This window comes from Oceanobacillus sp. NCCP-135 (assembly GCF_059698015.1).
Window position 1 is genome coordinate 44,857 of sequence record NZ_BAAKSZ010000002.1, and the last position, 23,316, is coordinate 68,172.

Below are 23,316 nucleotides of genomic sequence, written 5' to 3' on the forward strand. Positions count from 1 at the left end.
AATTACATCTGGGAGTAGGGACACGCTACCAGTCGAAGCCTTTGTGATAAATGAAAAAGGCGAGGAAATAGATGCTAAGTTCAGGGTAAAATCACCTGGTGAATATGAGGTTAATTTTACATCTGATCCCGGTATTTATTATTTACAGCTTTCTAAAATAGATGGGGAAACTGTAACTGGAACTTTTCAAACCGGAATTGTTGTACCGTATTCCAAAGAATTCGAACTGAAAAGCCAAAATAATACACTTTTACAGGATGTAGCTGAACTTGGAAACGGAAAAGTTTTAACAGACCCTGAAGAAGCTTTTCGACCAATAGATATTAATAAAAATGAAGAGCAGCCTATTTTCATGCACCTGTTATTGTTTGCTTTCCTATTATTTTTTATTGAGATAGCAATAAGGCGATTTGGTCTAACAGCAGCGGTTGAAAGAATTCGATCTATTGGCACAAGAAAAACAGTTGACCAGGAGCTAAAGAAAAAAGATATTGATCAAAAATATACGAGACTTAAAAAAGCGACATCTGAAAAATCCGGTTTATCCAAGGGTAAGATAAATAAAGAACAAGAAAGTACAATTAAAAAGATTTCTAAAAAACCAAAAACAGATGTAAAAGAGGAAAAAGTTGATGATCAGCCAAAAAATGATAGCAGTGAACGTCTTAAAAGGTTATTGGATGCGAAGAATAGAAGAGGTAAGTAATGGTTAGGACATGCTATAATTAATCCAGTCACTTACACAGTAATCATAGACATAAGGAGGATTATTATGAAGTTTATTTCGAAAACTACTACATTACTCATTACTGCCATATTAATGGTGATTGTTCTGGTAAGCTGTGGAGCACAATCGGAAAATGAAGAAAGCCAAACTGAAGAAAGTACAGATGAACAAACACAGTACCCTTCAGAAGTTGAAGAGAATCCAATTGTCACTATAACAATGGAAAATGATGAGGAAATCACGATCGAATTGTTCCCGGAAATTGCTCCCAATACAGTTGCTAATTTTGTCTCCTTGGTTGAAGATGGCTTTTATGATGGGCTGATTTTTCACAGAGTTATCCCTGGCTTTATGATTCAGGGTGGAGATCCATCTGGAAATGGCACAGGTGGGCCAGATTATTCAATTAAGGGTGAATTTAGCTCAAATGGATTTGATAATGACTTAAAACATGATCGTGGAGTACTTTCAATGGCACGATCCCAGTCTCCAGATTCAGCAGGATCTCAATTTTTCATCATGACAGAAAATTCTCCTCATCTGGACGGGGAATATGCAGGTTTTGGACAAGTAATTGAAGGTATGAAAACGGTTGATGCAATTGTTAGTGCAGAGCGTGATAGTGCAGATAAGCCACTTGAGGATCAGAAAATGAAAACTGTAGAAGTGGATACAAAAGGATTTGATTATCCGGATCCGGAAGTAGAGTAGGTATATTTTAAGTAGATAGGAAAATTGTTGTTTGAGCCAGCGATAATTGTTGGCTCCCTTTAATTATTTAAATGAAATTAGGGAAAGTAGCAGACAAACAAGAATACGTGAAGAAAAAAACCTCACTCGTACAACTGTTTTTATTGAAGGTGATACGGATGAGGTTATTGGTTATTATTCTAAGCATGCCGCTTACACTCGATTTTATGGTACGTCAAACGCTGTTATAGTGCGACTACATGTATTATCCAATACAACCCCGTTAGTTATGTTCGCAGGTTGAAAGGAACATAACTTTATAGTTTATCAGCTTTTATCAAGCTAATATTAAGATAGTTATACTATTAATTAATTTGGCTATAATGATTTGCATTATTAAATCATAGCAAAATGAAGAAGCCAATTTAGTTAACAAATCCTTGCTGTTACATAATGATTCCTTGTACAACAAGACCGAGCACTAATCCTAGAAAGATAGAAGATAGTGTACCTAATAAGAAATATTCCGCCCAGTTTCGATCATCTAACTGTTTGAATCGTGCAATCGACTTGGCTGCGATAATAAAAGCAATAGACGGATATGCGCCAATCACTGTTAATATAATAACAAGCAATCTTTCTATATAGCCGATGAGTTTTCCACGCGAACGAAGTGGGGTGGAGTAAGTAAAATAATGATATTCCTCCGTAAAACGACTTTCGGTCTTAGGTTGATTTTTTTCTTTAACATTGTTCATTTGATTTCTCAAAGTCAGTTCGCCTTCAAAGTTTGCAAGTTCTGATGGCAATGAACCGATGATATATTTTACGATATGACCACTAACACTTGTCGCCAAAATAAAAATGATGATAATAAATAATGATGTGTTGAACGGGCTTAAATCACTTATCCTAAACAAGTCTAAAAAACTCGTTGCCATTTCTGTAGCTTTCATATGAAAGAAAAGGATACAGGTTGTGAGTATCATCATTACATGTAATGCTTGATCTAATAGAAAATACCCGAGCCTTCCCATATTTTCCGTTGCGCTTTTTGGATTGGAGTCTATTAATTTTATTTTTAACAAATCAATCAAAAGATGCGTGATTATAATAAAAATAAAAGGCATAATAAAATAGTAGATTATATGTTGAAACTCGTATTGATAACCCCATATAACAGCTAGCGCAATGCCTGTTGTCAGTAGATGGTGAAGTATGTGTTTTTTTAAATGTTTTATTTTATTTTTCACCATTTGGTCCGATTGCAGCCAAAAGTCAGCAATCATATGTGCAAGAAGGAGCAATAGTACAGTCATGTTAATCTCCTTTCTTTAGGAAAATAATCGTGTAGATGGTTCCTTATATTTTGTCTAATGTTTGTTTGCAACTTATCAGTTAAACGATGCTTATCTTGCGTATCTAATGAATCCAGCACCTTAACAATGTCATAGAAAGCATTCAAGATGACTTGCGTTTTACCCTGTTTCATATGATGGGAGATAGTAGCTGTTGTTCTTTCAAGATATTGGCTTACTTTATTTTGTTGACCGAGCATTAAATACAAAGAACAGACGAGAGATTGTATTTCTGTTTGCGTGTTCATTTGTTCTTGCTTTAGGGTTAAACTCGTATTTATTAATGTTTCGAACTGTTTGCTAAAAACGGTGAAGCCTTGTTCATCTAATGAACGGGGTAATGCAAAGCGAAATAGCATTCTGTTCTGTTGTTTTTTTAGATAATCATTGGCATTTCTTGCTTGTTTCATTAATGGGTGAATCCATGTTTCTATGTTTATTGCGTTTAAATTTTCCTCTTGGATATTGCCAAATGATAGACCGAAATAAGGTTTATGATCTGTGAACTTCCAAATACGGTCTATATAGAAAGCAAGTGTATATGCCGATGCATAGCCACTACTTACAACGACCAATTCATCACCAGCACGGTGGCTAATCTTTGTCACTCCAATATTTTGTGTCCACTCAGCAATGCTAATTTTTAATTGCTTTAGATATTCACTTAATTCATTCCCAATATTTTCTTTTGATGAATTACTTATATCCATGATGAAGACTGAGACTTCATTTAACATGTATAAACTGCTCCTTTCACATCCAAAGTGCAGAGAAATTTGATTATATAATTAAACATAACAAAAGTTAGATGAAATAGTCAAACTTTATGGAAATTAGATGATTTAGACTGATATATAAAGAAATATTATTATACAAACAACATGATCCAAATAGCATGTTTATAGGAAAGGGGGAATGCTGCCTTCAGCTGGCTGTAACCCCAAAAACGTTTCCAGCAACTGAAAAAGATAGATGGACAATTTGGAAAGCAGTAAAGTAGCAGGTTGATTAGTCAAAGTTTGAATTTGCCTGGAGTGATATAAATGAGAAAGGTTGAAGTAACGTCATATAATAAGAATTGGTCAACGATGTTTGAGGAAGAGGCCAATAAATTACGTAACATCTTTGATTCTGAAATCATTAAAATTTATCACATTGGTAGTACTTCTGTAAAAGGGCTAAGTGCAAAACCAGTCATTGATATAATGCCTGTGGTAAAAAGTATTAGCCGGATTGATGGGTTTAACTCAGAAATGATCAACATTGGTTACGAAGCGAATGGAGAAAATGGAATACAGGGACGGCGATATTTCCAAAAGGGAGGGGATGATCGAACCCATCATGTCCATATTTATGAGTTGGGAAATTTTGAAATCGAACGACATCTAGCGTTCCGTGACTACCTGCGAATGCATTCAGATGTATTAAAAAGCTATGGTGATTTAAAAGAGAAATTGTCCAAGCGTTTTCCTTACGATGTCGAATCATATATTAAAGGAAAGGAGCAGCTAGTTTTGGAAATTGAAAGAAAAGCCATGGCTTGGTATCAAAAAGAAAATTAATGCAAAAATCAAGTGCAAACCTGAAAAAAATTGCGTCTTTTCTTACAATAAATTTTGTTGGCGGTTCAAAAGCATTAATGGATTCTTTAATTAGAAATGCTTACTAACAAGGGGTTTAAGACTCAATTCGTAACACAAAATGATCATTATCGAGTCCATATAAGAGGGAGAAAATCCATAAAACTATTTTCAGATTGGATTTACAAAGATGCAGAAAACGTAAATTAAAGATCTTCCTTATTTTTTTGGTTTCTTCCAGTTAACATAATCTTTATTATAGGAAGTAGTAAAGTTTATAATAATTTTATCTCAATACCTAAGTATACTTTTGATATTGAGATAAAATTAAAAAATACTTCAATTTAAACGTGTCACTCACCAATATATTTTGCTGCAGGTCTAAATATCATATTGTTATTCGCTTGTTCCATTACATGTGCACACCAGCCGACAATTCTACTTGAGCTAAATATTGCCGTGAATAATGCTGGATCTAATACTAATGTTTTCATAATTGCTGCAGCGTAATATTCTACATTTGTGTATAATTTTTGATTTGGTTTATATTCATTTAAAATCTTAATTGCCTTTTTCTCTGTCTCTGAGGCTAATTCAATCCAATCAGGCAAATTAGCTATTTCCAGGAGTTTATGCTTTAATGCCTCTGCACGTGGATCAACTGTTTTGTATACTCTGTGACCAAATCCCATAATTCGCTCTTTATTTTTAATTTTCTTGTGAATAATTTCACTTATTCTATCTATCGTACCGATCTCATCAAGTAAATCAATTACTCCAGATGGCGCTCCGCCATGCAACGGACCTTTCATTGTTCCGATCGCACTGGTGATTGCTGCTATTAGGTCACTTTCTGTTGATATTGTGACCCTGGCTGAAAAAGTGGATGCATTTAATCCATGTTCCATCGTCATGATCAAGTAAGCTTCCAGCATTTTAACCGCTGATTTATTCACTTCACTGGAAAGCATATACATGAAATTTTCTACATGATTAAGTGCGGGATCAGGTTTGATAATTGGTAAATCTTTCATTTTCCGATAACGATATGCAATGATTGTTGGTATAATAGCAATCAGTTGTATTGCAGTATCCTCGATCATTTCCTTTGATGTCAATGATGAGACCGTTGTCCGTAATACGTCCATCATTGTTTGTTCTACAGGAATATTGTCTAAGATCTTCCTAACATGCCTGGGTAATTCTCTATTTTTATTTAATTTTTCTTTAAATAGTTGTAATTCTTTAGTTGATGGAAAATTGCCATACAATAAGAAATAGGCTGCATCTTCATAGGTGTTGTCTTCTACAATTGATTGTATCGGAACTCCCCTGTACGTTAAAATACCTTGCTCACCATCAATTTGAGATAATTTAGTTTCTACCGCTGTAGTTCCCTTTAAACCAGGCTGGTACATTTTAATCTCCCCTTTCTTTTCCTCTACATAAAGTATAATTGATAGAAACAATTATTAAAATTCAATGTTATTTAGTATAATAATAAATAATATTTATTAATGGGGTGGTAATATCGAGACTCGTGTATTAAAAACCTTTATAATGGCTGCAGAGGTTGAAAATTTTAGAAAAGTGGCTGAGAAATTGTTTATTACACAACCTGCTGTTACATTTCAAATTAGGCAATTGGAAAAAGAGCTTGGAGAAAAATTATTTATTAAAGTTGGTAGAAACATCTCTCTTACTGAGTTTGGAAGGCTATACTATCAAGAGGCAAAACAAATGATTTCTCAATATGATCAAAGCATTGAAGCTGTAAATCGATATAAACAGGGCTATAATAAAACAATCCGGATTGCTATTTCACCAATGTATGCAGACACAATATTACCAAGTATATTACATAAATATACGAAGTCCTTTCCCGATGTTGAATTATCCATTCAAGTACTGGAGTCAGCTGAAATTTCATCAGTAATAAAACATGGAGAATTCGATATAGGATTATCGTGTCTCCCAGGTTTACCTAATGTAAGAACGGTGAAATTCCATACAGAACCTGTTAGCCTTGTATGCAAACATGATGGCTATGATGCAGAATCCGGACCAATTATTGATGCGTTGGAACTTCTGGAAAATAATATTGTGTTTTCTGATAATCATCCAGCTTATTGGGATTTACTGAAAGAACGGTTGAAATACAAATTACCTTCATTAAAATTCATGAAAGTTAATCAAACTTATGCTACGAAGCGATTTGTCTTAGAAGGAATTGGTGTGAGCTTTTTGCCAAAATCAATCATAAATCGGGAGCTTTTGGAGGGTCGCTTATTGGAAGTTCCTGTTCCATTTATTGAGATGCCGACAGCCAGTATGTACATTATTTATAAATTTGAACATCAATTGGAAAGTGATTTTGTTTCCTTTATTTCAAATTATCATTATAGCTAAAGTTTCAAATAAAAAACAACCTTAGTGGTTGTTTTTTATTCATTCTCAATTTTTTTAAGAGGTCTTTTCGCAGGTCCTTCGACTATTTCACCTGTATAAGTAAATCTTGATCCATGGCATGGACAATCCCATGTCCTCTCGCCTGAATTCCACTCAACCTCACAACCTAAATGTGTGCAAGTTGTATCAACCATATGAATCTTCTTATCCAGATCTTTATAGACTCCTGTTCGTTTTCCATTGATACGTGTTACAGTTGCATCATCAGCTGAAAGCTCGTCAAAGCTATTTTTTGTATATTCCAGTTTTCCTTTAATCATATGTTTTGCTACATCAGCATTCATTCTTGCAAACTTTCTGACGGAAGGATCTGCCTGAAACCTCGCTGGAGAAAATAATTCCTGATACGGGTTATCTTTTTCCAGTATCCTGTCACTTAATATTTTTGCAGCAATTGTTCCACTGGTCATCCCCCATTTACGGAAGCCTGTTGCAACTAATACAGCATCTTCATTTTTTGTAGCAGGACCAATATATGGCAATTTATCCAGCGTAGTTAAGTCCTGAGCTGACCAACGATAAATAAAATCATTTATCGTAATATGTTTTTTGGCAAATTCCTGTAAATTATTATAATGAATCATAGTGGATTTTCCTTGACCTGTTTTATGATTTTCACCGACAATTAGCCATAAGTCTTCCCCGTTAATATTCGCTCCCCTTACCGATCTCGATGGTTCCTCAGCATTTATATACATGCCACCAGGGTATTCTTTCGGGGATTTTACAGCTATAATGTAAGATCTTTCCGGATACATTCGTGCAAAATAAAAACTCTCCTTATCATAGAAGGGAAAATGGGATGCTGAAATTACATACCTGCATGTAACCCGGTGACCATCTCTTGTAATAATACTTGGATGTTTATTATATTCCACATCTACTGCAGTTGTTTGTTCAAAAATTTGAACTCCTTTTTTTACACTTTCCTCAGCTAATACTTTTAAATATTTTAATGGATGAAACTGTGCCTGGTCTGTCATAATCAACGCTTGTTTTATAGGGATATTTAGTGGCATCTTGACAGTAATTTCATGCTCAATTTTAAGCTGGTCGTAAGCCTTTTGCTCATTTTCCAATTTTGTAATATATGATTCTGAATTAGTATAAAGAATGGCATCTTCTTTTTTATAATCACAATCAATCTTGAGACCTTCGACGGTTTGTTCGATCATTTTTTTTGCTTCGTCAGCAGCATTATAATAGTTTAAAGCTTTCTCCGGCCCGAAATGCTGAATTAATTCATCATAGATTAAGCCATGCTGGGCTGTTATCTTTGCGGTTGTATGCCCTGTTGTTCCATTTAAAATAACTCCAGCATCCAATAATACAACTTTCAAGTTTTGTTTAGCCAATAAATAAGCTGCAGTTACTCCCGTAATTCCTCCACCAACGATGCCAACATCTGCTTTAATAGACTCATCAAGCTTTGGAAATGTGGGAAGTTTTACAGAATCCCGCCAATAGGGCTCGGTAAATTGAGGCATTTGAATATCAGTCATATGTAATCGCTCCTTCTTACTATCAAGTAATTATATTATCTCCCAAATTAGTAAGATTATGTATAAAAGCTCTATCACTATTTATGTGACAGAGCTTAAGTAGAAGGATTACTATTATTCTGTAAACAAATTATCCTCTTCACCTTTGTTATGAATTTCTTTAATAACTAACAGGGCATGAAATTGATTTACTATTTCTTTTGTTACGATTTGTTTTTCTTCCAATTGCTCTTTAATATTACCAACAATTTTTCGGAATAAGTCATGATCCCTTGAAAGCATATGTATTTCTTTTGTTATTTCCGGTCTATTTTCCAATAATTCCTTGTAAAATCCTTCATCCTCTGTATCAGCATGGGCAATAACCCTTGTTTCCCAGTACTCGATTAAGGCATTTGCTGCTTTTAAACAGTCTTCTTTGCGATCATCATAAAATAATCTGTCGGTTACATCCGTAATATCCCTTGCTTCAGCATAAGCTCCTTCATGTATGGAACGGTGGGATGCTAACTGCCTGAGTGCTGGTCCTGTACGTGACATAAAAACTCCCCCAATATCAAAATCGTTAATATAAATCTATTGAATATCCCCACATTCATATAATAAATGCAGGGACGTTAAAAAAACATTAATTAATTTCCTTCTTTTTTGCAACCTTAACTTTATGATAAGGTCTTTTATTCCGATATACAACATAATTTCGATTCAAATATTTTAAAGGTAAGCTAAATACGTGAACCAATCTTGTAAAAGGCCAAATTGCAAATAGGACAAAGGCTAGCGAAACATGCAGTTTAAATCCAATAGGTGCCTGAGCCATTGCTAATACCATACCTTCTGATGGTCGTAATGTTAAAATTTCTCTTAACCATGGGCCAATTGTTACCCTATAATCAAATGATCCACCTGTTGCTGTATACCCTGCTGTATTTGTGAAACCAACCAGAACAACGATACCAAGCATGATGAGCGCAACATAATCACTAACAGAACTATTTTTTACAATTCTCTTAACTGCTACCCGTCGTAAAAAGAGAAAGAATCCCCCTATTACTACTGCTAATCCTGCTAAACCGCCAAACCAAATAGCGCCAAAATGGTACATGTCATCGGTTATACCAATTGTATCAAACCATAATTTAGGTATGAGCAGTCCACCAACATGACCAAAAAACACAAAGATTATTCCCCAATGAAATACAGTGCTCCCAAATCTCAATCTTTTTTGTTCCAAAAATTGACTTGATTTCGCAGTCCAACCAAACTGGTCCGTATTATATCTATAAATATGTCCCAGTATAAAGATGGTTAATGAAATATAGGGAAATATAATCCAGAGAAATATATCAAGGTTTGTCATGAAACCCCAACCCTTTCAATTTAAGATACTTTTCGGTTTCTCATCATTTCATTTGAAATTTCAATTGTAGCCTTTAGTAGAAAATGATAATCGCTATCATTTTCTACTAAATCCTGATCCAATTTTAATATTGATTTTGCATGTAATTTCAACATTCTTTGTACATACTTATCTTCAGCTGCTGACAAAAACTCCAAAATCATTGGCAAATAATCTGGGAGCTCTTCTGTCTCGGTTTCCAGGTTGGAATCTGTGACTAGCTGGCGTAATTTCACCAAAGCCTCTCCCCGTTCCCGTGAATCCTTAAATACATTATAAGTTAGATATAATGTTGTGATACCATGAAAGTCAAATGTTTTTACATACCTTTCACATAGCTGATCAAACGGTGTAGATTCCAAGTAATACATAAAAGATGTTAGATAAGCATTTGCAGTAGGGTTTTCGATTGTTGCAATCTCCCTTTTGATCTCAGGTAAAAAGTCATACCATTCTTCTTGTGGATATTGTAAAAATATGGATGTTATTTTATACACCTTTTGGTGAGCTTTCATCTAATTCCCTCCAAAATCCACTTTCATAGTATTCTAATGGATCAGCTTCTGCTGAGCCACCCATACAGCTTCGGCATGCTTCCATAAATTCAAAACCAGCATTACCCTGGTGTGAAAACATGTCACCTGAATCCTCACGGTGTGATTTAGGGATAACATAACGATCTTCATATTTAGCAATTGCAGAAAGCTGATACATTTCTTCTGCTACCTCTTCCGTCATGTCGGCAGCCTCTAGAATGGAATGATCAAATGGCTTATTAAGCTGAACCGAACGCATATACGTACGCATAGCAACAAGCTTCTGAAGTACCTTTTTAATCACACCAGTATCACCTGCTGTAAATAAACTTGCCAAATAATCAATTGGAATCCGGAATTGGTTGATCGTTGGGAAAATAACATCAGGGCTTAATGAATCAACCTGTCCACCTAAAGCATTCATAAAAGGACTTAGTGGTGGAATATACCATACCATTGGCATTGTTCTGTATTCAGGATGTAAAGGTAAAGCGATTTTCTGTTCAACAGCTAATTTATAAACTGGTGACTTTTGTGCAGCTTCTATCCAATCCTCAGGAATTCCTTGTTTAACTGCTTCTTTTTGTATAACGGGGTCAAAAGGGTCTAAAAATGTACCTAATTGAGCCTCATATAAATCTTTTTCATCTTCAACAGATGCAGCTTCAAGCACTTTGTCAGCATCATATAACACAATACCGATATAACGCAGACGACCAACACAGGTTTCAGAACAAATAGTTGGTTGACCATTTTCAATTCTCGGGAAACAAAACGTACACTTTTCCGCTTTGTTTGTTTTCCAGTTGAAATATACTTTCTTATATGGACAGCCTGTCATACAAAAGCGCCAGCTGCGACAGGAATCCTGATCTACCAGTACAATACCATCTTCTTCTCTTTTATACATTGCCCCAGAAGGACAAGAAGATACACAGGATGGATTTTGACAGTGTTCACAAATACGCGGTAAATACATCATAAATGTTTCTTCAAATTCAAATTTGATTTGTTCATCTAGATTACGCATATTAGGATCGTTCTTTCCTGTTTCATGTACACCCGCCAGGTCGTCCTCCCAGTTAGGTCCCCATGTAATATCCATATATTCTCCAGTTAATTGGGACTTAGGACGAGCGACAGGCTGATGATCCTTTTCAGGACTGTTTACTAGGTTTTCATAAGTATATGACCATGGCTCATAGTAGTCATCAATTTCTACCAGATCTCTATTATAGAATATATTAATCAGCTTACTGAATTTCCCACCTGCTTTTAATTCTAATTTTCCATTTTTTAAGTGCCATCCCCCTTTTTTCTCATCATTATTTTCCCATTCTTTCGGATAGCCTACACCAGGTTTTGTTTCCACATTATTCCAATACATATACTCAGTTCCGGGGCGGTTTGTCCAAGTATTGCTACATGTTACACTACATGTATGACAGCCGATACATTTGTCAAGATTCATCACCATTCCAAATTGTGCTTTAATCTTCAAGCCAATCCACCTCTTCCCTTTCCATTTTTCGAATAATTACTTGTTCGTCACGTTGATTACCTGTTGGTCCATAATAGTTAAAGCCATAGCTAAGCTGTGCATATCCTCCAATCATTTGTGTTGGTTTTATATGAATGCGTGTTGGACTATTAAATGTCCCGCCACGTGTTTTCGTAATTTTTGATCCAGGAACATTTATTAATCGATCCTGTACATGATACATATAAACAATTCCACTCGGTATTCTGTGACTCACAACGGCTCTTGCTACGACAACGCCATTACGATTGTACATTTCTATCCAATCATTATCTTTTATATGAACGGACTGTGCATCATCATTGTTTAACCATACATGTGGTCCACCCCTGAATAAGGTCAGCATCGGCAGTGTGTCACCATATGTTGAGTGGTACGACCACTTAAAGTGTGGCGTTAAATAACGCAATGTTATTTCATTCTCAACTGTGTCTGGCTTTCTGTCCCCACTTTGAAATGTCAGCTTCTGAAGTGGAGGCTTGAATGTAGGTAACTCTTCACCAAACTCTAATATCACATCATGATCAAGATAAAAGGACTGTCTTCCTGTCAAAGTTCTGAATGGAATCAGGTGTTCAATATTTGTTGTGAAATTTTTATAACGTCTGTTTCCGGTTGCTGATCCGCTAAAGACCGGTGAGGACAGTACTTGTCTTGGTTGTGTTGTTATATCATTAAATGAAAATCTTTCCTCAGATCGTTCAATAACCAGATCTGTCAGGTTCTCCTGCCCGGATTTATTTTCCAGAGCTTTCCAGGCCTTCATTGCCAATGATCCGTTTGTTGTACTTGATAATGTTAAAATTGATTCGGCAGCCTGTCTGTCTGTATCCAAGCTTGGTAATCCTTTAATATGTTTGGTCCGTTTATTGGTCCCTGATAGTTTTTTCAGTAAGTCATATTCTTCCTCAGCATTCCATGAAATTCCTTTGGCTCCAATCTGACCACGTGCTTTATCACCCAGGGAAATGAATTTTTCATAGACTTTTGAAAACTCCCGTTCAACTACTTGGATTTTAGGGAAGTTAACCCCCGGTACAGGTTCGAATTCACCATATTTCCAATCTGGAATTGTTCCATATGCCTGTTGAATTTCATCCTTTGTATCATGTAATAGTGGTGATGTGACAACATCTTTAATAGGATCCGGAAAATACGTTTCAGCCATTTCAGAGAATTTTTTAGCTAACGACTTAAACGCATTCCAGTCAGATCTTGATTCCCATGGTGTTGATATTGCCGGATTAAAAGGATGAACAAAAGGATGCATATCCGTACTTGATAAATCATGTTTTTCATACCATGTTGCTGCAGGTAAAACAATATCTGAATATAGACCGGTTCCACTCATGCGGAAATCATAATTTATAAGTAAATCCAGTTTTCCTTCAGGTACTTCTTCAATCCATTTGATCTCATTTGTGTTTTTTTCTTCTTCCTGTTCACTTAATGTTCCTTCATGGGTTCCAAGTAAGTGTTTTAAGAAGTATTCATGCCCTTTCGCTGAACTTCCAATCAGATTGGCACGCCATACAAACAGGAGTTTTGGAAAGTTATTTGGATCCCCAGGATTATCAATAGCAAACTCCATATCACCCGATTTTATCTGTTCAACAATGGATTGAACAACTTCTTCATTTGGTTTATTTCCAACTAATTTTGTCGAGTTTTTATCGAATTGTGGATAAGATGGTAACCATCCCAGCCTTGCTGCAAGTGAATTATAATCTCCTAAATGCTCATAGCGACCTTTTTTAGTTAATGGTGATATCAATTGATCTACCTTTTGGTCATCATATCGCCATTGTTCAGTTGCAAAATAGAAAAAGGATGTCCCAGCATGAAGTCGTGCAGGTATGCCCCAATCTTTAGCCATTGCGACAGTTTGGAAACCTTCAAGTGGTCTGACTTTTTCCTGTCCTACATAATGTGCCCATCCACCACCATTAACCCCTTCACAGCCTGTTAGCAGAACCATATTTAAAATGGCCCGGTATATCATATCCGAGTGATACCAATGATTAATTCCGGATCCCATTATAATCATGGAACGCCCATTGGAATCAATTGCGTTTTGGGCAAACTCTCTGGCAATCTGTGCGACATCTTCAGCAGGTACTCCACTTAATTTCTCCTGCCAGGCTGGAGTAAATGGTGCATTTTCATCCTCATAACTGATTTTATCCTCACCTGGTAAATCTCTGGTTACACCACAATTAGCCAGCATTAAATCAAAGACTGTGGTTATATATTGCTCTTTGCCGTCAATGGTGACTTTTTTAACTGGAACTTTACGTTTGTATATCTTTCGGTCAGCAGCCATAAACTCCGGAAAACTTACATCTACCACATCATCAGAGTGATCAATCAGCGATAAAACCGGGTCAATCTCACCAAGCTGATTGTCGGTGTCGCGTAAATGCAAATTCCAGGTTTTATTATCTTCCCAACGGTGGCCGATAGTCCCATCAGGCACTGCATACGAGCCGGTTTTATTATCAAAAACTACTGTTTTCCATGCGGCATTGCTAATGTCCATATCAAGGTTTTCAGCACGGAGAAATTTTCCTGATCGCAGATTCTCTCCATCCTGAACCAAAGTGATCAAAAATGGAAGATCCGTATATTTCTTAACATAATCATTGAAATAAGGCGTTTGCTGATCAACATAATACTCCTTTAAAATCACATGTGTCATTGCCATGCCAAGTGCTGCATCCATCCCGGCTTGTACAGACAGCCAGTTGTCTGCAAATTTCACGTATTCTGCGTAATCAGGAGCAACCGCAACAACTTTTGTTCCTTTATATCTGGCTTCTACCATAAAATGTGAATCCGGTGTACGTGTTTGCGGCAGATTTGATCCCCAAACTAAAAGATAACTTGAATTATACCAATCTGAACTTTCGGGAACGTCCGTTTGCTCTCCCCAAATTTGCGGAGATGCCGGTGGTAAATCTGCATACCAATCATAAAAACTTAAAAGTGAACCACCTATCAGATTTAAAAATCGTGCTCCACTTGAATAACTAACCATTGACATGGCAGGAATTGGCGAAAAGCCAAAAATTCTGTCAGGTCCTTCTTTTTGGATGGTGTGAATAATGGATGAAGAAATAAGTGTATTAATCTCTTCCCATGTTGTTCGGACAAAACCACCTTTACCGCGTGCTGATTTGTAACGCTGTGATTTTACCGGATCTTCTGCAATACTTTTCCATGCTTTTACAGGATCCCTTTGTTCGGCCAATGCTGCCGACCAAATTTTCAATAAAGATGATCGAATGTAAGGATAACGCACTCGATGCGGACTATACGTATACCACGAAAAGCTTGCCCCCCTCGGACAACCTCTTGGTTCATATTCCGGCATATCGGGTCCTGTAGAAGGGTAATCTGTTTGTTGTGTTTCCCATGCAATAATCCCGTCTTTGACATGCACCTTCCAACTACACGAACCTGTACAGTTAACACCATGCGTAGTTCGAACAATTTTGTCATGCTGCCATCTGCTTCGATATACCTTTTCTGTGTTTCGATCCTGTGGTGATCGTTCATATTGATCATTGAGTTTCTCAGATTTACCAAAATAAGATAATCTTTTCCATAAAGGGGTAGATGTTTTTTTCATTTGGCACCTCCAGTAATTCAGCTAAATTACTACAATTTTGAAAATATATATTATTTTTAGGATAACATGTATAATTAGGTACCACAAACAATATATGGAAATATTGGAATTGGTGTGATATTTATCACGTTTTGCAAAAAACATTGAAATTTTAGGTTTACAATACAAAGCATGTCCAATTTCAGGGATTTTATTGTAAGAATATGGTTTTTTATAATGGAATGGGGGATATATAGTATAATAAAGCAATTACAAAGAGGTGATTTTCATATGAATAAACATTTAATAATCAGTGGTCGGGTACAAGGTGTCGGATTTAGATATACTGCACAGATAAAAGCTATAGAACATCGACTCGTTGGATGGGTACGCAATAAAATGGATGGTACTGTTGAAATGGAGGTTGAAGGAACAAAACAGCAACTGGATTCCTTTATAATTGAGTTGAAATCAGGCCTGAATCGATTTATTCAAGTAGAAAATATTGAGGAAACTATTTCAGATGAGGAAAAAGGATATAAGAATTTTTCAATAAAATAATGCCGCTGACCAGTTGGGTGAGCGGCAGCTTTTTAGTTATTTCTCTTCAAAAAACTTACGATTTAATGCGATATATTCATTTTCTTTTTCAGGTACTTCATCTTCCATATATATTGCTTCAACAGGACACACTGCTTCACATGCCCCACAATCAATACAGATATCCGGATCTATATAGAACATATCTTTTCCTTCTTCTATACAATCAACAGGACAAACTTCTACACATTCTCCTGATTTTTCATCTTTACAAGGTGATGTTATTATAAAAGCCAAGTAAATCTCCTCCTTCAAGTGCTTACAATAAATGTTTGTTTATATATAAGTTAATCATTGCCATTATAACGCATTTTCACTAAAAAATAAAAGATTCATCTTTTTATTTTTCAATCATACTATTTATTATTCGTTACTTAAGGGAGAGAATATAATGGAAATATCTGTTCGTGCTGGAGATACTTTTTGGTACTATAGTCGACTATTTGGAATACCGATGATATTAATGGAAAGCTCTAACCACAACTAGCTGGAAATCAACTTGTGATCGGTCAGCAGGTTCCAATACCTGGATATGTCTTAAGCGAATATACGGTTAAAGAAAATGATTCCTTATGGTCGATTTCAATTAATAATAATATTCCCCTTGATAGCATGACTTTGGTTAATCCAATGATCGAACCTGTTAATCTGCAAATTGGCCAGGAACTCTTAATTCCTCAGCAGATACGTGAGCTAATCGTTTCAGATATCCATCATTACACGTATGAAAAGATGCTCCAAGATATTCAGCGGTTACGAGCTATTTATCCATTTATATTTAGACAAGCAATTGGGAGTTCAGTTATGGGAAAAGAATTAATTGAATTACAGATAGGTTCGGGATCAAAAGAACTTCATTTGAACGGTTCCTTCCATGCAAATGAATGGATAACAACACCCGTCATTATGAGGTTTATCAATCAATATGCTCTTTCACTTACAAATAATCTGCCAATTAGGGCTATATTTATGCTTCCACTGTATATGGATACAGTGTTATCTGTTGTACCTATGGTAAACCCGGATGGTGTAAACCTTGTGTTAAATGGATCATCTGCGGCGGAAAAACTGCAAGATAGCGTACTGGCTATTAACAACCAAAGTGAAGATTTTTCCAATTGGAAAGCAAATATTAATGGAGTAGATTTAAATAATCAGTATCCAGCATTATGGGAAATAGAAGCAGAACGTAAACCAACAACTCCCGAGTCAAGAGACTACCCGGGTCCCTGGCCACTCTCAGAGCCAGAGTCAATGGCTATGGCAGAACTAGCCAGGTCAAGAGATTTTTTGCGTGTAAATGCATTTCATACACAAGGTAAAGAGATATATTGGGGATTTGAAGGATTAGAGCCTCCTGTTTCTGAAGTAATCGTAAATGAATATGCACAGGTCAGCGGGTATACACCAATCCAGTATGTTGACAGTTTCGCAGGATATAAGGATTGGTTTATTCAGGATTTCAGAAGACCTGGATTTACCGTAGAGCTCGGCAGTGGAATAAATCCATTACCAATCGAACAATTTGAGGAAATCTATCAGGAAAGTTTAGGAATTATGCTGGCAAACTTATATTTATAATACCCTTTTAGTTCTCTTTTTTCCATAAACATTCCACTGATGTATTATTTTCCATATAATTAATCAAATAGACATCCGGATTATTTAGTTCTTTCCATTGGTCAAAACCAAAATTTTTATCAAATTGGTGAAGCAATAATGCTAATAAATTTCCGTGACTTACCAAAATCACATTATGAATTCGATCATCCATATAAATCGATTCAAGGATTGGAGTCACCCTTTGAACTGCATCGTTGGCTGACTCTCCCCCAGGCAAAGAAAAATGATGATCATTAAAGGAATGCTCTAATACTTCCATCCAGTCGTCAATTGGTTCTTCACTTACTATACGTTCTTTTAATCGGTTATCAATTTCAATTTCAATCTTTTCTTTTTCAGCATATGGTTTTAGGCTTTCAATTGCACGTAAATAAGGACTTGAGATAATTTTATCAATTTTTATATTCTGTTCACTAAAAAAAACTGAAAGCAGATGAGCTTGCCTCATTCCAATCGTTGTTAATGGTGAATCCATATGTTGCCCATCAGCGGTACAATGACGAACGAAGTAAATTTTTTTCATTTTGGCTCATTCCCTTTTTATGTGGATTTAGGTAACTCTATTTAACTTTCAAAATAGTAAATAAATTATATCATCAATCGACAAAATTATAAACCATCTAACCATGAAAAATAACAGGAAAATTCCCTGTTATTTAATTTCTTTAAAATACTCTTTTAGAAACCCGCCTACTCTTTTACTATTATCAATAATAAAATAGAATTCATCTGTTTCATTTTTGACATCATATTTTTTTCCAGGTGTTAATTTATCATGTACAATGAATTTTTTAGCATCAGCATGTACACATTCAATTTGTTTTATAGTATCTCTTTTTTCCCAATTTAAATGTATCATTTCCCTAATCAGTCTCCAATTTATAATTTTAGTTTACATAATAATAATATGGTCTACTTTCATTTATTATTTAGGCTTTTCTCACAAGATTTCTTTATAATAAAAGATGACGTATCTTTAAGTTTATTCTAAAGCATGTGCTGTTGCTGCCGTTCGGGAGCGCAATGTATAGCTTTTGCGTTAAAACAACATTCCTATTAGAAACCATATTATTTAAAAAGATATAAGTATTTTTCATAACCTTTTTCAATCATTTCCTCTTTAGGAATAAAACGCATAGCTGCTGAATTCATACAATAACGTAGACCACCAGCTTCCTTTGGTCCATCTTCAAACACATGTCCAAGATGAGAATCTGCTGATTTACTTCTTACTTCTGTTCGAATCATACCATGTGTTGTATCTGTTTTTTCGGTTAATTGGTAGTTATCGACAGGTTTTGTAAAGCTTGGCCAACCACAACCCGCATCAAATTTATTTTTTGAAGAAAACAATACATCACCGGATATTATATCAACATAGACACCCTCTTTTTCGTTATCCCAATATTCATTTTGAAATGGTCTTTCTGTACCATTTTCTTGTGTAACACTATATTGAATTGATGTTAACTTCTCTTTCAAATCTGCTTTATCTATATTTTGTTTCCAGTTATTTTTAATAAAGTCTTCCCTCCCAGATCCCTTTTTATATAATCGATAATGAAAAGATTGTTTTTTATAATAATCTTGATGATTTTCCTCGGCTCTGTAAAATGTTTTCTCAGGAAGAATCTTTGTCACTATTGGTTTCGAAAACCTGCCACTAGACTCTAAGTTCTGTTTGGATGTTTCCGCTATTAATTTTTGCTCTTCATTATGGTAAAAAATAGCTGTCTGATAAGATTCTCCTCTATCATGAAACTGCCCTCCCGTATCGGTGGGATCAATTTGTTGCCAAAATGTATTGACTAATTCCTCATAAGACATAATAGTTGGATTAAATGTGATTTGAACTGCTTCCAAGTGACCAGTTGTATTTGAACACACTTGTTCATAGGTTGGATTATGAGTAGTTCCACCTGTATAGCCAGAAATAACTTCTACTATCCCAGGTCTTTTGTCAAATGGTTCCACCATACACCAAAAGCATCCACCAGCAAATGTTGCAATTTCATTATTTGAAGTCATTTTATACCTCCCATGCTAGATTTATTTGTATCTCTATTTTTTCGTTAATTGTAATAAAAATCAAGTTGTTTGACTTATAATTATATAAATAGTTTTGGGGTCGATTTTCCATTATTATTATTTGATTTAGACGTAGTTTCATTTTTTGTTTCATTTGGAGAAATATACTGTTCTTCATCAATTTCCTCATCTGTACTCTCTATCTCTTTAAATGCTTTTATCATTTTATACATTGCAGGTAAATTTTTAACCATTGGTCCGTATTCCTGTACGATGGGAGCAGTTGATTGCACTACTTTTAATACTTGCTGAACATTTGATAATGTTTTTGATAGACCTCCAACTCCTTTATTGACCATATTTGCTGCAGACTGTGGTTGTGTAAAATGCTGCATGATATTTGGAATGTTATTTCTTTGCGCAGGATGGTTTAGACCTTGATTTGGAAACATAAAATGATTTGAACCATGGCGCATACGACCTGTATTGTAATTTCTAGGTCGTTGATTAGGAATCAACATGAAAATCCCCCTCAGTTATTGTTATCTAGTTTATTGTACGTGGTTAACTTAAAATGGTGTAGGCTAAATATTTTTTAATATTAATGAACTCATTAAAATATTTGAAATAATATATATTTCCCGGGTAACCGCAAAAAATAACAATATTTTACATGTAATGCGGTTTTTAACGACAAAAAATGTTTGCTTTAAGTTCAGTTAAATACATATATTTTCAGGAGTCTAATTTTTTAAATTTTACAATAATTGATCAAACGTTTGTTTGAAAATTATTATTATCTATTCCCTCCTAATTATTAGATATTATTTATATATTGAATTAAGAACCTATGTTCGTGTATAATGGATAATGAGGTGATATTGAAATGCAGCAAGATAGAGGTTCGATTAAGTGGACATCATTAATGCTACCGGAGCATGTAGAATTACTTAAGGAATTATGGCTGGAGGACAAAAGAATAACCAAGCCAGTACTTGATTCTCAAGAAGTAGAAATAATAAATGATCAGTTAATTTATGCATTTACACAGCGATATCCTGCTATTCTATCTGTTTACAAAAATGGTGCAATCATTGATTATATTGGAATAGTAATTAAATTGGATAAGAATACGAATCATGTTTGGTTACGGATAAATAAATACGAGGAAGTAACTGTTGACTTTAAAAATATTATATCGATCTCGCTAAAATAAATAAACAGCGCTGAAGCTATCAAGCGCTGTTTTAATCAATCTTCCTTTAGTTTGAATAATTCCCATAGTTCATCAAAAACAATTAAAGCATGAATAAAAGGACTATTCCATTCCAGATAATTGCTTATTTCATCATAATCATCCGAGTATTTCGGGAAATTATGATCAAAAAATGCCCAATCTGCCAATCGGCTTTTATTATCTGGTTGTTTTTTTCCTCTAAATGTCATTAGAAATTGATAAAATGACTGCATTTTCCCACCCCACTATTAAAAACTATCCTGCTCCATAAATTTTTGGTGTTTACGAAGTTTTTTGCGATATATAACTGCTGCTAGATAAATACTGATTTCATAAAGAATAATCAATGGTATTGCAACAGTAATTTGCAGAATAAAATCGGGTGGTGTGACGATGGTTCCAATAATAATCAGAATAAAATATGCGTATTTCCTTGTTTTTCTCATGAAGTCAGGAGTAAGTATTCCCAAGCTCGTCAGAAACATTGCAATCATTGGAATTTCAAAAAGCACAGCAAAAGGTAGTGTTATACGCAATAAAAATTTAAAGTATTTATCCACTGTAAACATTTCATTGAACATACCATCATTTAAAGATAGTAAAAATGGCATGATTAATTTAATAAACATAATATATCCAAACACCAATCCACCTATGAACAACAAAAATATAGCAGGAATATAAGCAAGAGATGCTTTTCTTTCAATAGGTGTTAAGCCAGGCTTGATAAATGCCCAAATCTGAAAAGCCAAGATAGGAAGTGTTCCAGCGATTGCAACAAGTCCAGCCATTGTAAAGTGAATCCAGATAATTTCACCAGGACTGATAACGGTCAATTGAAAGTCTAAATCATTGACAAAAAACCAATAAATATCTTTAACATATATAAAACCAACAATAAAAAATAGGATAAAGAATACTGCTGTAACAATAAGTCTGTTTCTTAGCTCAGATAGATGGCCAACTACATTCATTTCTTTTTCGTTATCGAATTGTTGTTCTTCAGACATTCCTTTACACTCCCTAACGCATGAGCACAAAAGAAGATGTAAGGCAACACCCTTACACCTTCATCAAATCCACTTTAAGAGGTTGTTCAAAAAGTCCGGTAAAATGACACAACAAGATAGGGATCTTAACACGCCCTTGAAAAGAAAAACACTTTTTCCCTAGGGAAGAGGTGAATTCAGGGAAGCTAATCCTGTGATTGAAACCATACCACGTAGGACGTCTAGATCCTTTCTATCTTCCTGATTGAACACGCACTTGATTGTAAATTACTTTTTGTTATCATTACTGTTTGCTTCATCGCCTACAATATCTTTTGTAGCATTCTTAAATTCTTTTAGCGAGCTGCCAAAGGCCTTACCGATCTCCGGAAGCTTAGATGGACCAAAAATGACTAATGCTACAATTAGAATTAAAATTAACCCTGGGATGCCAATACTACTAAACATTTAAATCACTCCGAAAGATTATTTGCTTTCTTCCCCTTTAACAAGTGTTTTTGCTTCCTTAATTTCATCAGAGGCATCACTTGTTAGATCACGGGCCGAGCTTTTGAATTCACGCAGTGTCTGTCCAGCAGCCTTGCCGATTTCCGGAAGTTTTTTTGGACCAAAAATGACTAATGCTATGACTAAAATTAAAATTAATCCTGGTATCCCTATACTGGATAACATAAGTACACCTTCTTTGTAAGTTAGTATTAATTATAATGCAACTTTGCGAAAACATCAGTAAATTTTTTAATAAATATACATAATGTTCATCATCAGCTAAACTGTAATTCGTTTATAGTTTAACATGTTCTCCTATTATTAAACAAGCCATAATAATTTTGCCTGTTCATAATCAGAAGGGTTGTTCATATTAAAAAAATGCTTTTGTAAAACCGCACTGGAAATATCGTTAAAATCAGTTACGAAATTAACCTGTACATCCTCAAAAAAACCTTTTACTTTTAGTACATCTCTATTTAAATTCTCCTGAATTTTTGGCAGGACATTCTTTGTATAGATCCCGGAAAGTGGATGTTGTTGGCCATCAAAAATAGGAACCACTGCATCGTAGCCTTCCAATTGATTTAATAAATACTTGTATACTTTCCTACTGATTAAAGGCATATCACACGCTGCAATTAGAAATGCATCGGCATTTTTATGATACATAGCTGTTTCAAATCCCGCCAATGGGCCTTTATCTATATACCTATCACTAATAATTTCTAAATTTAGAAAATCATATACGGAAGGCTCATTGGCAATAATAATAACTTCATCTGTCAATGTTTGAAGTTCGTTTACGATATGTTCCATTACTGATTTATTGCCCAGTGTCAATAAAGATTTATTTGTTCCCATTCTGGAGGATTTTCCACCAGAAAGAACAACCCCACATATATGCATAGTCTCTCC

At 35.0% G+C, this 23,316-nt stretch carries 26 protein-coding genes and 1 pseudogene; 8 read left to right on the top strand and 19 right to left on the bottom strand.

Annotated elements, in window-relative coordinates:
* Positions 1-43 precede the first annotated feature (43 nt).
* The 3 genes from AC6HVZ_RS01875 (at position 44) to AC6HVZ_RS01885 (ending at position 1,721) form a co-directional block, all read left to right on the top strand.
* Positions 44-706, top strand: coding sequence for a hypothetical protein (locus AC6HVZ_RS01875; protein WP_497556433.1), 663 nt, complete (start codon positions 44-46; stop codon positions 704-706).
* Between the two features lie 66 nt (positions 707-772).
* A complete protein-coding gene (locus AC6HVZ_RS01880) occupies positions 773-1,438 on the top strand; it encodes a peptidylprolyl isomerase (protein WP_497556434.1) in 666 nt (221 codons plus the stop codon).
* 49 nt (positions 1,439-1,487) lie between these two features.
* Complete coding sequence (locus AC6HVZ_RS01885; RefSeq protein ID WP_497556435.1) at positions 1,488-1,721, top strand: hypothetical protein; 234 nt, start codon at positions 1,488-1,490, stop codon at positions 1,719-1,721.
* A 142-nt stretch (positions 1,722-1,863) separates the two neighbouring features.
* Here AC6HVZ_RS01885 and AC6HVZ_RS01890 read toward each other — a convergent pair whose 3' ends face one another.
* Both AC6HVZ_RS01890 and AC6HVZ_RS01895 read right to left on the bottom strand, forming a co-directional pair.
* Positions 1,864-2,736: a DUF3307 domain-containing protein gene (locus AC6HVZ_RS01890; RefSeq protein ID WP_497556436.1), complete on the bottom strand. Its 873-nt coding sequence runs from the start codon at positions 2,734-2,736 to the stop codon at positions 1,864-1,866.
* Entirely contained in the window at positions 2,733-3,512 is a 780-nt protein-coding gene (locus AC6HVZ_RS01895) for a hypothetical protein (protein WP_497556437.1), read from the bottom strand. The genes AC6HVZ_RS01890 and AC6HVZ_RS01895 overlap by 4 nt, the downstream gene beginning before the upstream one ends.
* A 306-nt stretch (positions 3,513-3,818) precedes the next feature.
* On the opposite strand from AC6HVZ_RS01895, the gene AC6HVZ_RS01900 reads away from it, so the two are divergent.
* On the top strand, positions 3,819-4,337 hold the full coding sequence (locus tag AC6HVZ_RS01900) for a GrpB family protein (RefSeq protein ID WP_497556438.1): 519 nt from the start codon (positions 3,819-3,821) through the stop codon (positions 4,335-4,337).
* A gap of 371 nt (positions 4,338-4,708) precedes the next feature.
* Here the strand turns inward: AC6HVZ_RS01900 and AC6HVZ_RS01905 are convergent, their stop codons facing one another.
* Positions 4,709-5,773: a citrate/2-methylcitrate synthase gene (locus AC6HVZ_RS01905; RefSeq protein WP_497556439.1), complete on the bottom strand. Its 1,065-nt coding sequence runs from the start codon at positions 5,771-5,773 to the stop codon at positions 4,709-4,711.
* A 112-nt stretch (positions 5,774-5,885) separates the two neighbouring features.
* On the opposite strand from AC6HVZ_RS01905, the gene AC6HVZ_RS01910 reads away from it, so the two are divergent.
* Positions 5,886-6,764, top strand: a complete 879-nt coding sequence (locus AC6HVZ_RS01910) for a LysR family transcriptional regulator (protein WP_497556609.1) — start codon at positions 5,886-5,888, stop codon at positions 6,762-6,764.
* Between the two features lie 35 nt (positions 6,765-6,799).
* On the opposite strand, the gene AC6HVZ_RS01915 is transcribed toward AC6HVZ_RS01910, so the two are convergent.
* From AC6HVZ_RS01915 to AC6HVZ_RS01940, 6 genes are all read right to left on the bottom strand, one after another.
* Positions 6,800-8,326: an FAD-dependent oxidoreductase gene (locus AC6HVZ_RS01915; RefSeq protein WP_497556440.1), complete on the bottom strand. Its 1,527-nt coding sequence runs from the start codon at positions 8,324-8,326 to the stop codon at positions 6,800-6,802.
* Between the two features lie 114 nt (positions 8,327-8,440).
* Positions 8,441-8,866, bottom strand: coding sequence for a hemerythrin domain-containing protein (locus AC6HVZ_RS01920; protein ID WP_497556441.1), 426 nt, complete (start codon positions 8,864-8,866; stop codon positions 8,441-8,443).
* 88 nt (positions 8,867-8,954) lie between these two features.
* Positions 8,955-9,686, bottom strand: a complete 732-nt coding sequence (gene narI, locus AC6HVZ_RS01925) for a respiratory nitrate reductase subunit gamma (RefSeq protein WP_497556442.1) — start codon at positions 9,684-9,686, stop codon at positions 8,955-8,957.
* Positions 9,687-9,706: 20 nt separating this feature from the next.
* Positions 9,707-10,240, bottom strand: coding sequence for a nitrate reductase molybdenum cofactor assembly chaperone (narJ, locus tag AC6HVZ_RS01930; RefSeq protein ID WP_497556443.1), 534 nt, complete (start codon positions 10,238-10,240; stop codon positions 9,707-9,709).
* On the bottom strand, positions 10,215-11,762 hold the full coding sequence (narH, locus tag AC6HVZ_RS01935) for a nitrate reductase subunit beta (RefSeq protein ID WP_497556444.1): 1,548 nt from the start codon (positions 11,760-11,762) through the stop codon (positions 10,215-10,217). The genes narJ and narH overlap by 26 nt, the downstream gene beginning before the upstream one ends.
* Positions 11,752-15,432, bottom strand: coding sequence for a nitrate reductase subunit alpha (locus AC6HVZ_RS01940; protein ID WP_497556445.1), 3,681 nt, complete (start codon positions 15,430-15,432; stop codon positions 11,752-11,754). Before AC6HVZ_RS01940 ends, narH begins: the two co-directional genes overlap by 11 nt.
* 270 nt (positions 15,433-15,702) lie before the next feature.
* On the opposite strand from AC6HVZ_RS01940, the gene AC6HVZ_RS01945 reads away from it, so the two are divergent.
* A complete protein-coding gene (locus AC6HVZ_RS01945) occupies positions 15,703-15,972 on the top strand; it encodes an acylphosphatase (RefSeq protein WP_497556446.1) in 270 nt (89 codons plus the stop codon).
* 36 nt (positions 15,973-16,008) lie between these two features.
* On the opposite strand, the gene AC6HVZ_RS01950 is transcribed toward AC6HVZ_RS01945, so the two are convergent.
* A complete protein-coding gene (locus AC6HVZ_RS01950) occupies positions 16,009-16,248 on the bottom strand; it encodes a 4Fe-4S dicluster domain-containing protein (RefSeq protein ID WP_497556447.1) in 240 nt (79 codons plus the stop codon).
* 154 nt (positions 16,249-16,402) lie between these two features.
* Here AC6HVZ_RS01950 and AC6HVZ_RS01955 point away from each other — a divergent pair.
* A pseudogene (locus AC6HVZ_RS01955) lies at positions 16,403-17,592 on the top strand (M14 family metallopeptidase).
* A gap of 7 nt (positions 17,593-17,599) precedes the next feature.
* On the opposite strand, the gene AC6HVZ_RS01960 reads toward AC6HVZ_RS01955, so the two are convergent.
* The 4 genes from AC6HVZ_RS01960 to vrrA form a co-directional block, all read right to left on the bottom strand.
* Complete coding sequence (locus AC6HVZ_RS01960) at positions 17,600-18,157, bottom strand: histidine phosphatase family protein (RefSeq protein WP_497556448.1); 558 nt, start codon at positions 18,155-18,157, stop codon at positions 17,600-17,602.
* A gap of 129 nt (positions 18,158-18,286) precedes the next feature.
* Positions 18,287-18,493: a DUF6501 family protein gene (locus AC6HVZ_RS01965; RefSeq protein ID WP_497556449.1), complete on the bottom strand. Its 207-nt coding sequence runs from the start codon at positions 18,491-18,493 to the stop codon at positions 18,287-18,289.
* A 209-nt stretch (positions 18,494-18,702) separates the two neighbouring features.
* Positions 18,703-19,662, bottom strand: a complete 960-nt coding sequence (msrB, locus tag AC6HVZ_RS01970) for a peptide-methionine (R)-S-oxide reductase MsrB (protein WP_497556450.1) — start codon at positions 19,660-19,662, stop codon at positions 18,703-18,705.
* An 80-nt stretch (positions 19,663-19,742) separates the two neighbouring features.
* On the bottom strand, positions 19,743-20,180 hold the full coding sequence (gene vrrA / locus AC6HVZ_RS01975; RefSeq protein ID WP_497556451.1) for a VrrA/YqfQ family protein: 438 nt from the start codon (positions 20,178-20,180) through the stop codon (positions 19,743-19,745).
* 368 nt (positions 20,181-20,548) lie between these two features.
* Between vrrA and AC6HVZ_RS01980 the strand changes: the two genes are divergently transcribed.
* Positions 20,549-20,878 (top strand): YolD-like family protein, encoded by a 330-nt coding sequence (locus AC6HVZ_RS01980; RefSeq protein WP_497556452.1) that lies wholly within the window; start codon positions 20,549-20,551, stop codon positions 20,876-20,878.
* 35 nt (positions 20,879-20,913) lie between these two features.
* Here AC6HVZ_RS01980 and AC6HVZ_RS01985 read toward each other — a convergent pair whose 3' ends face one another.
* The 5 genes from AC6HVZ_RS01985 to mobA form a co-directional block, all read right to left on the bottom strand.
* Complete coding sequence (locus tag AC6HVZ_RS01985; RefSeq protein ID WP_497556453.1) at positions 20,914-21,132, bottom strand: YozE family protein; 219 nt, start codon at positions 21,130-21,132, stop codon at positions 20,914-20,916.
* A gap of 15 nt (positions 21,133-21,147) precedes the next feature.
* Entirely contained in the window at positions 21,148-21,909 is a 762-nt protein-coding gene (tatC, locus tag AC6HVZ_RS01990; protein ID WP_497556454.1) for a twin-arginine translocase subunit TatC, read from the bottom strand.
* A gap of 267 nt (positions 21,910-22,176) precedes the next feature.
* Positions 22,177-22,356 carry a twin-arginine translocase TatA/TatE family subunit gene (locus AC6HVZ_RS01995; RefSeq protein ID WP_497556455.1) on the bottom strand — a complete coding sequence of 60 codons (180 nt, stop codon included), beginning with the start codon at positions 22,354-22,356 and terminating at the stop codon, positions 22,177-22,179.
* An 18-nt stretch (positions 22,357-22,374) separates the two neighbouring features.
* Entirely contained in the window at positions 22,375-22,581 is a 207-nt protein-coding gene (locus AC6HVZ_RS02000) for a twin-arginine translocase TatA/TatE family subunit (RefSeq protein ID WP_497556456.1), read from the bottom strand.
* Positions 22,582-22,719: 138 nt separating this feature from the next.
* On the bottom strand, positions 22,720-23,307 hold the full coding sequence (mobA, locus tag AC6HVZ_RS02005) for a molybdenum cofactor guanylyltransferase (protein ID WP_497556457.1): 588 nt from the start codon (positions 23,305-23,307) through the stop codon (positions 22,720-22,722).
* Positions 23,308-23,316: the final 9 nt, after the last annotated feature.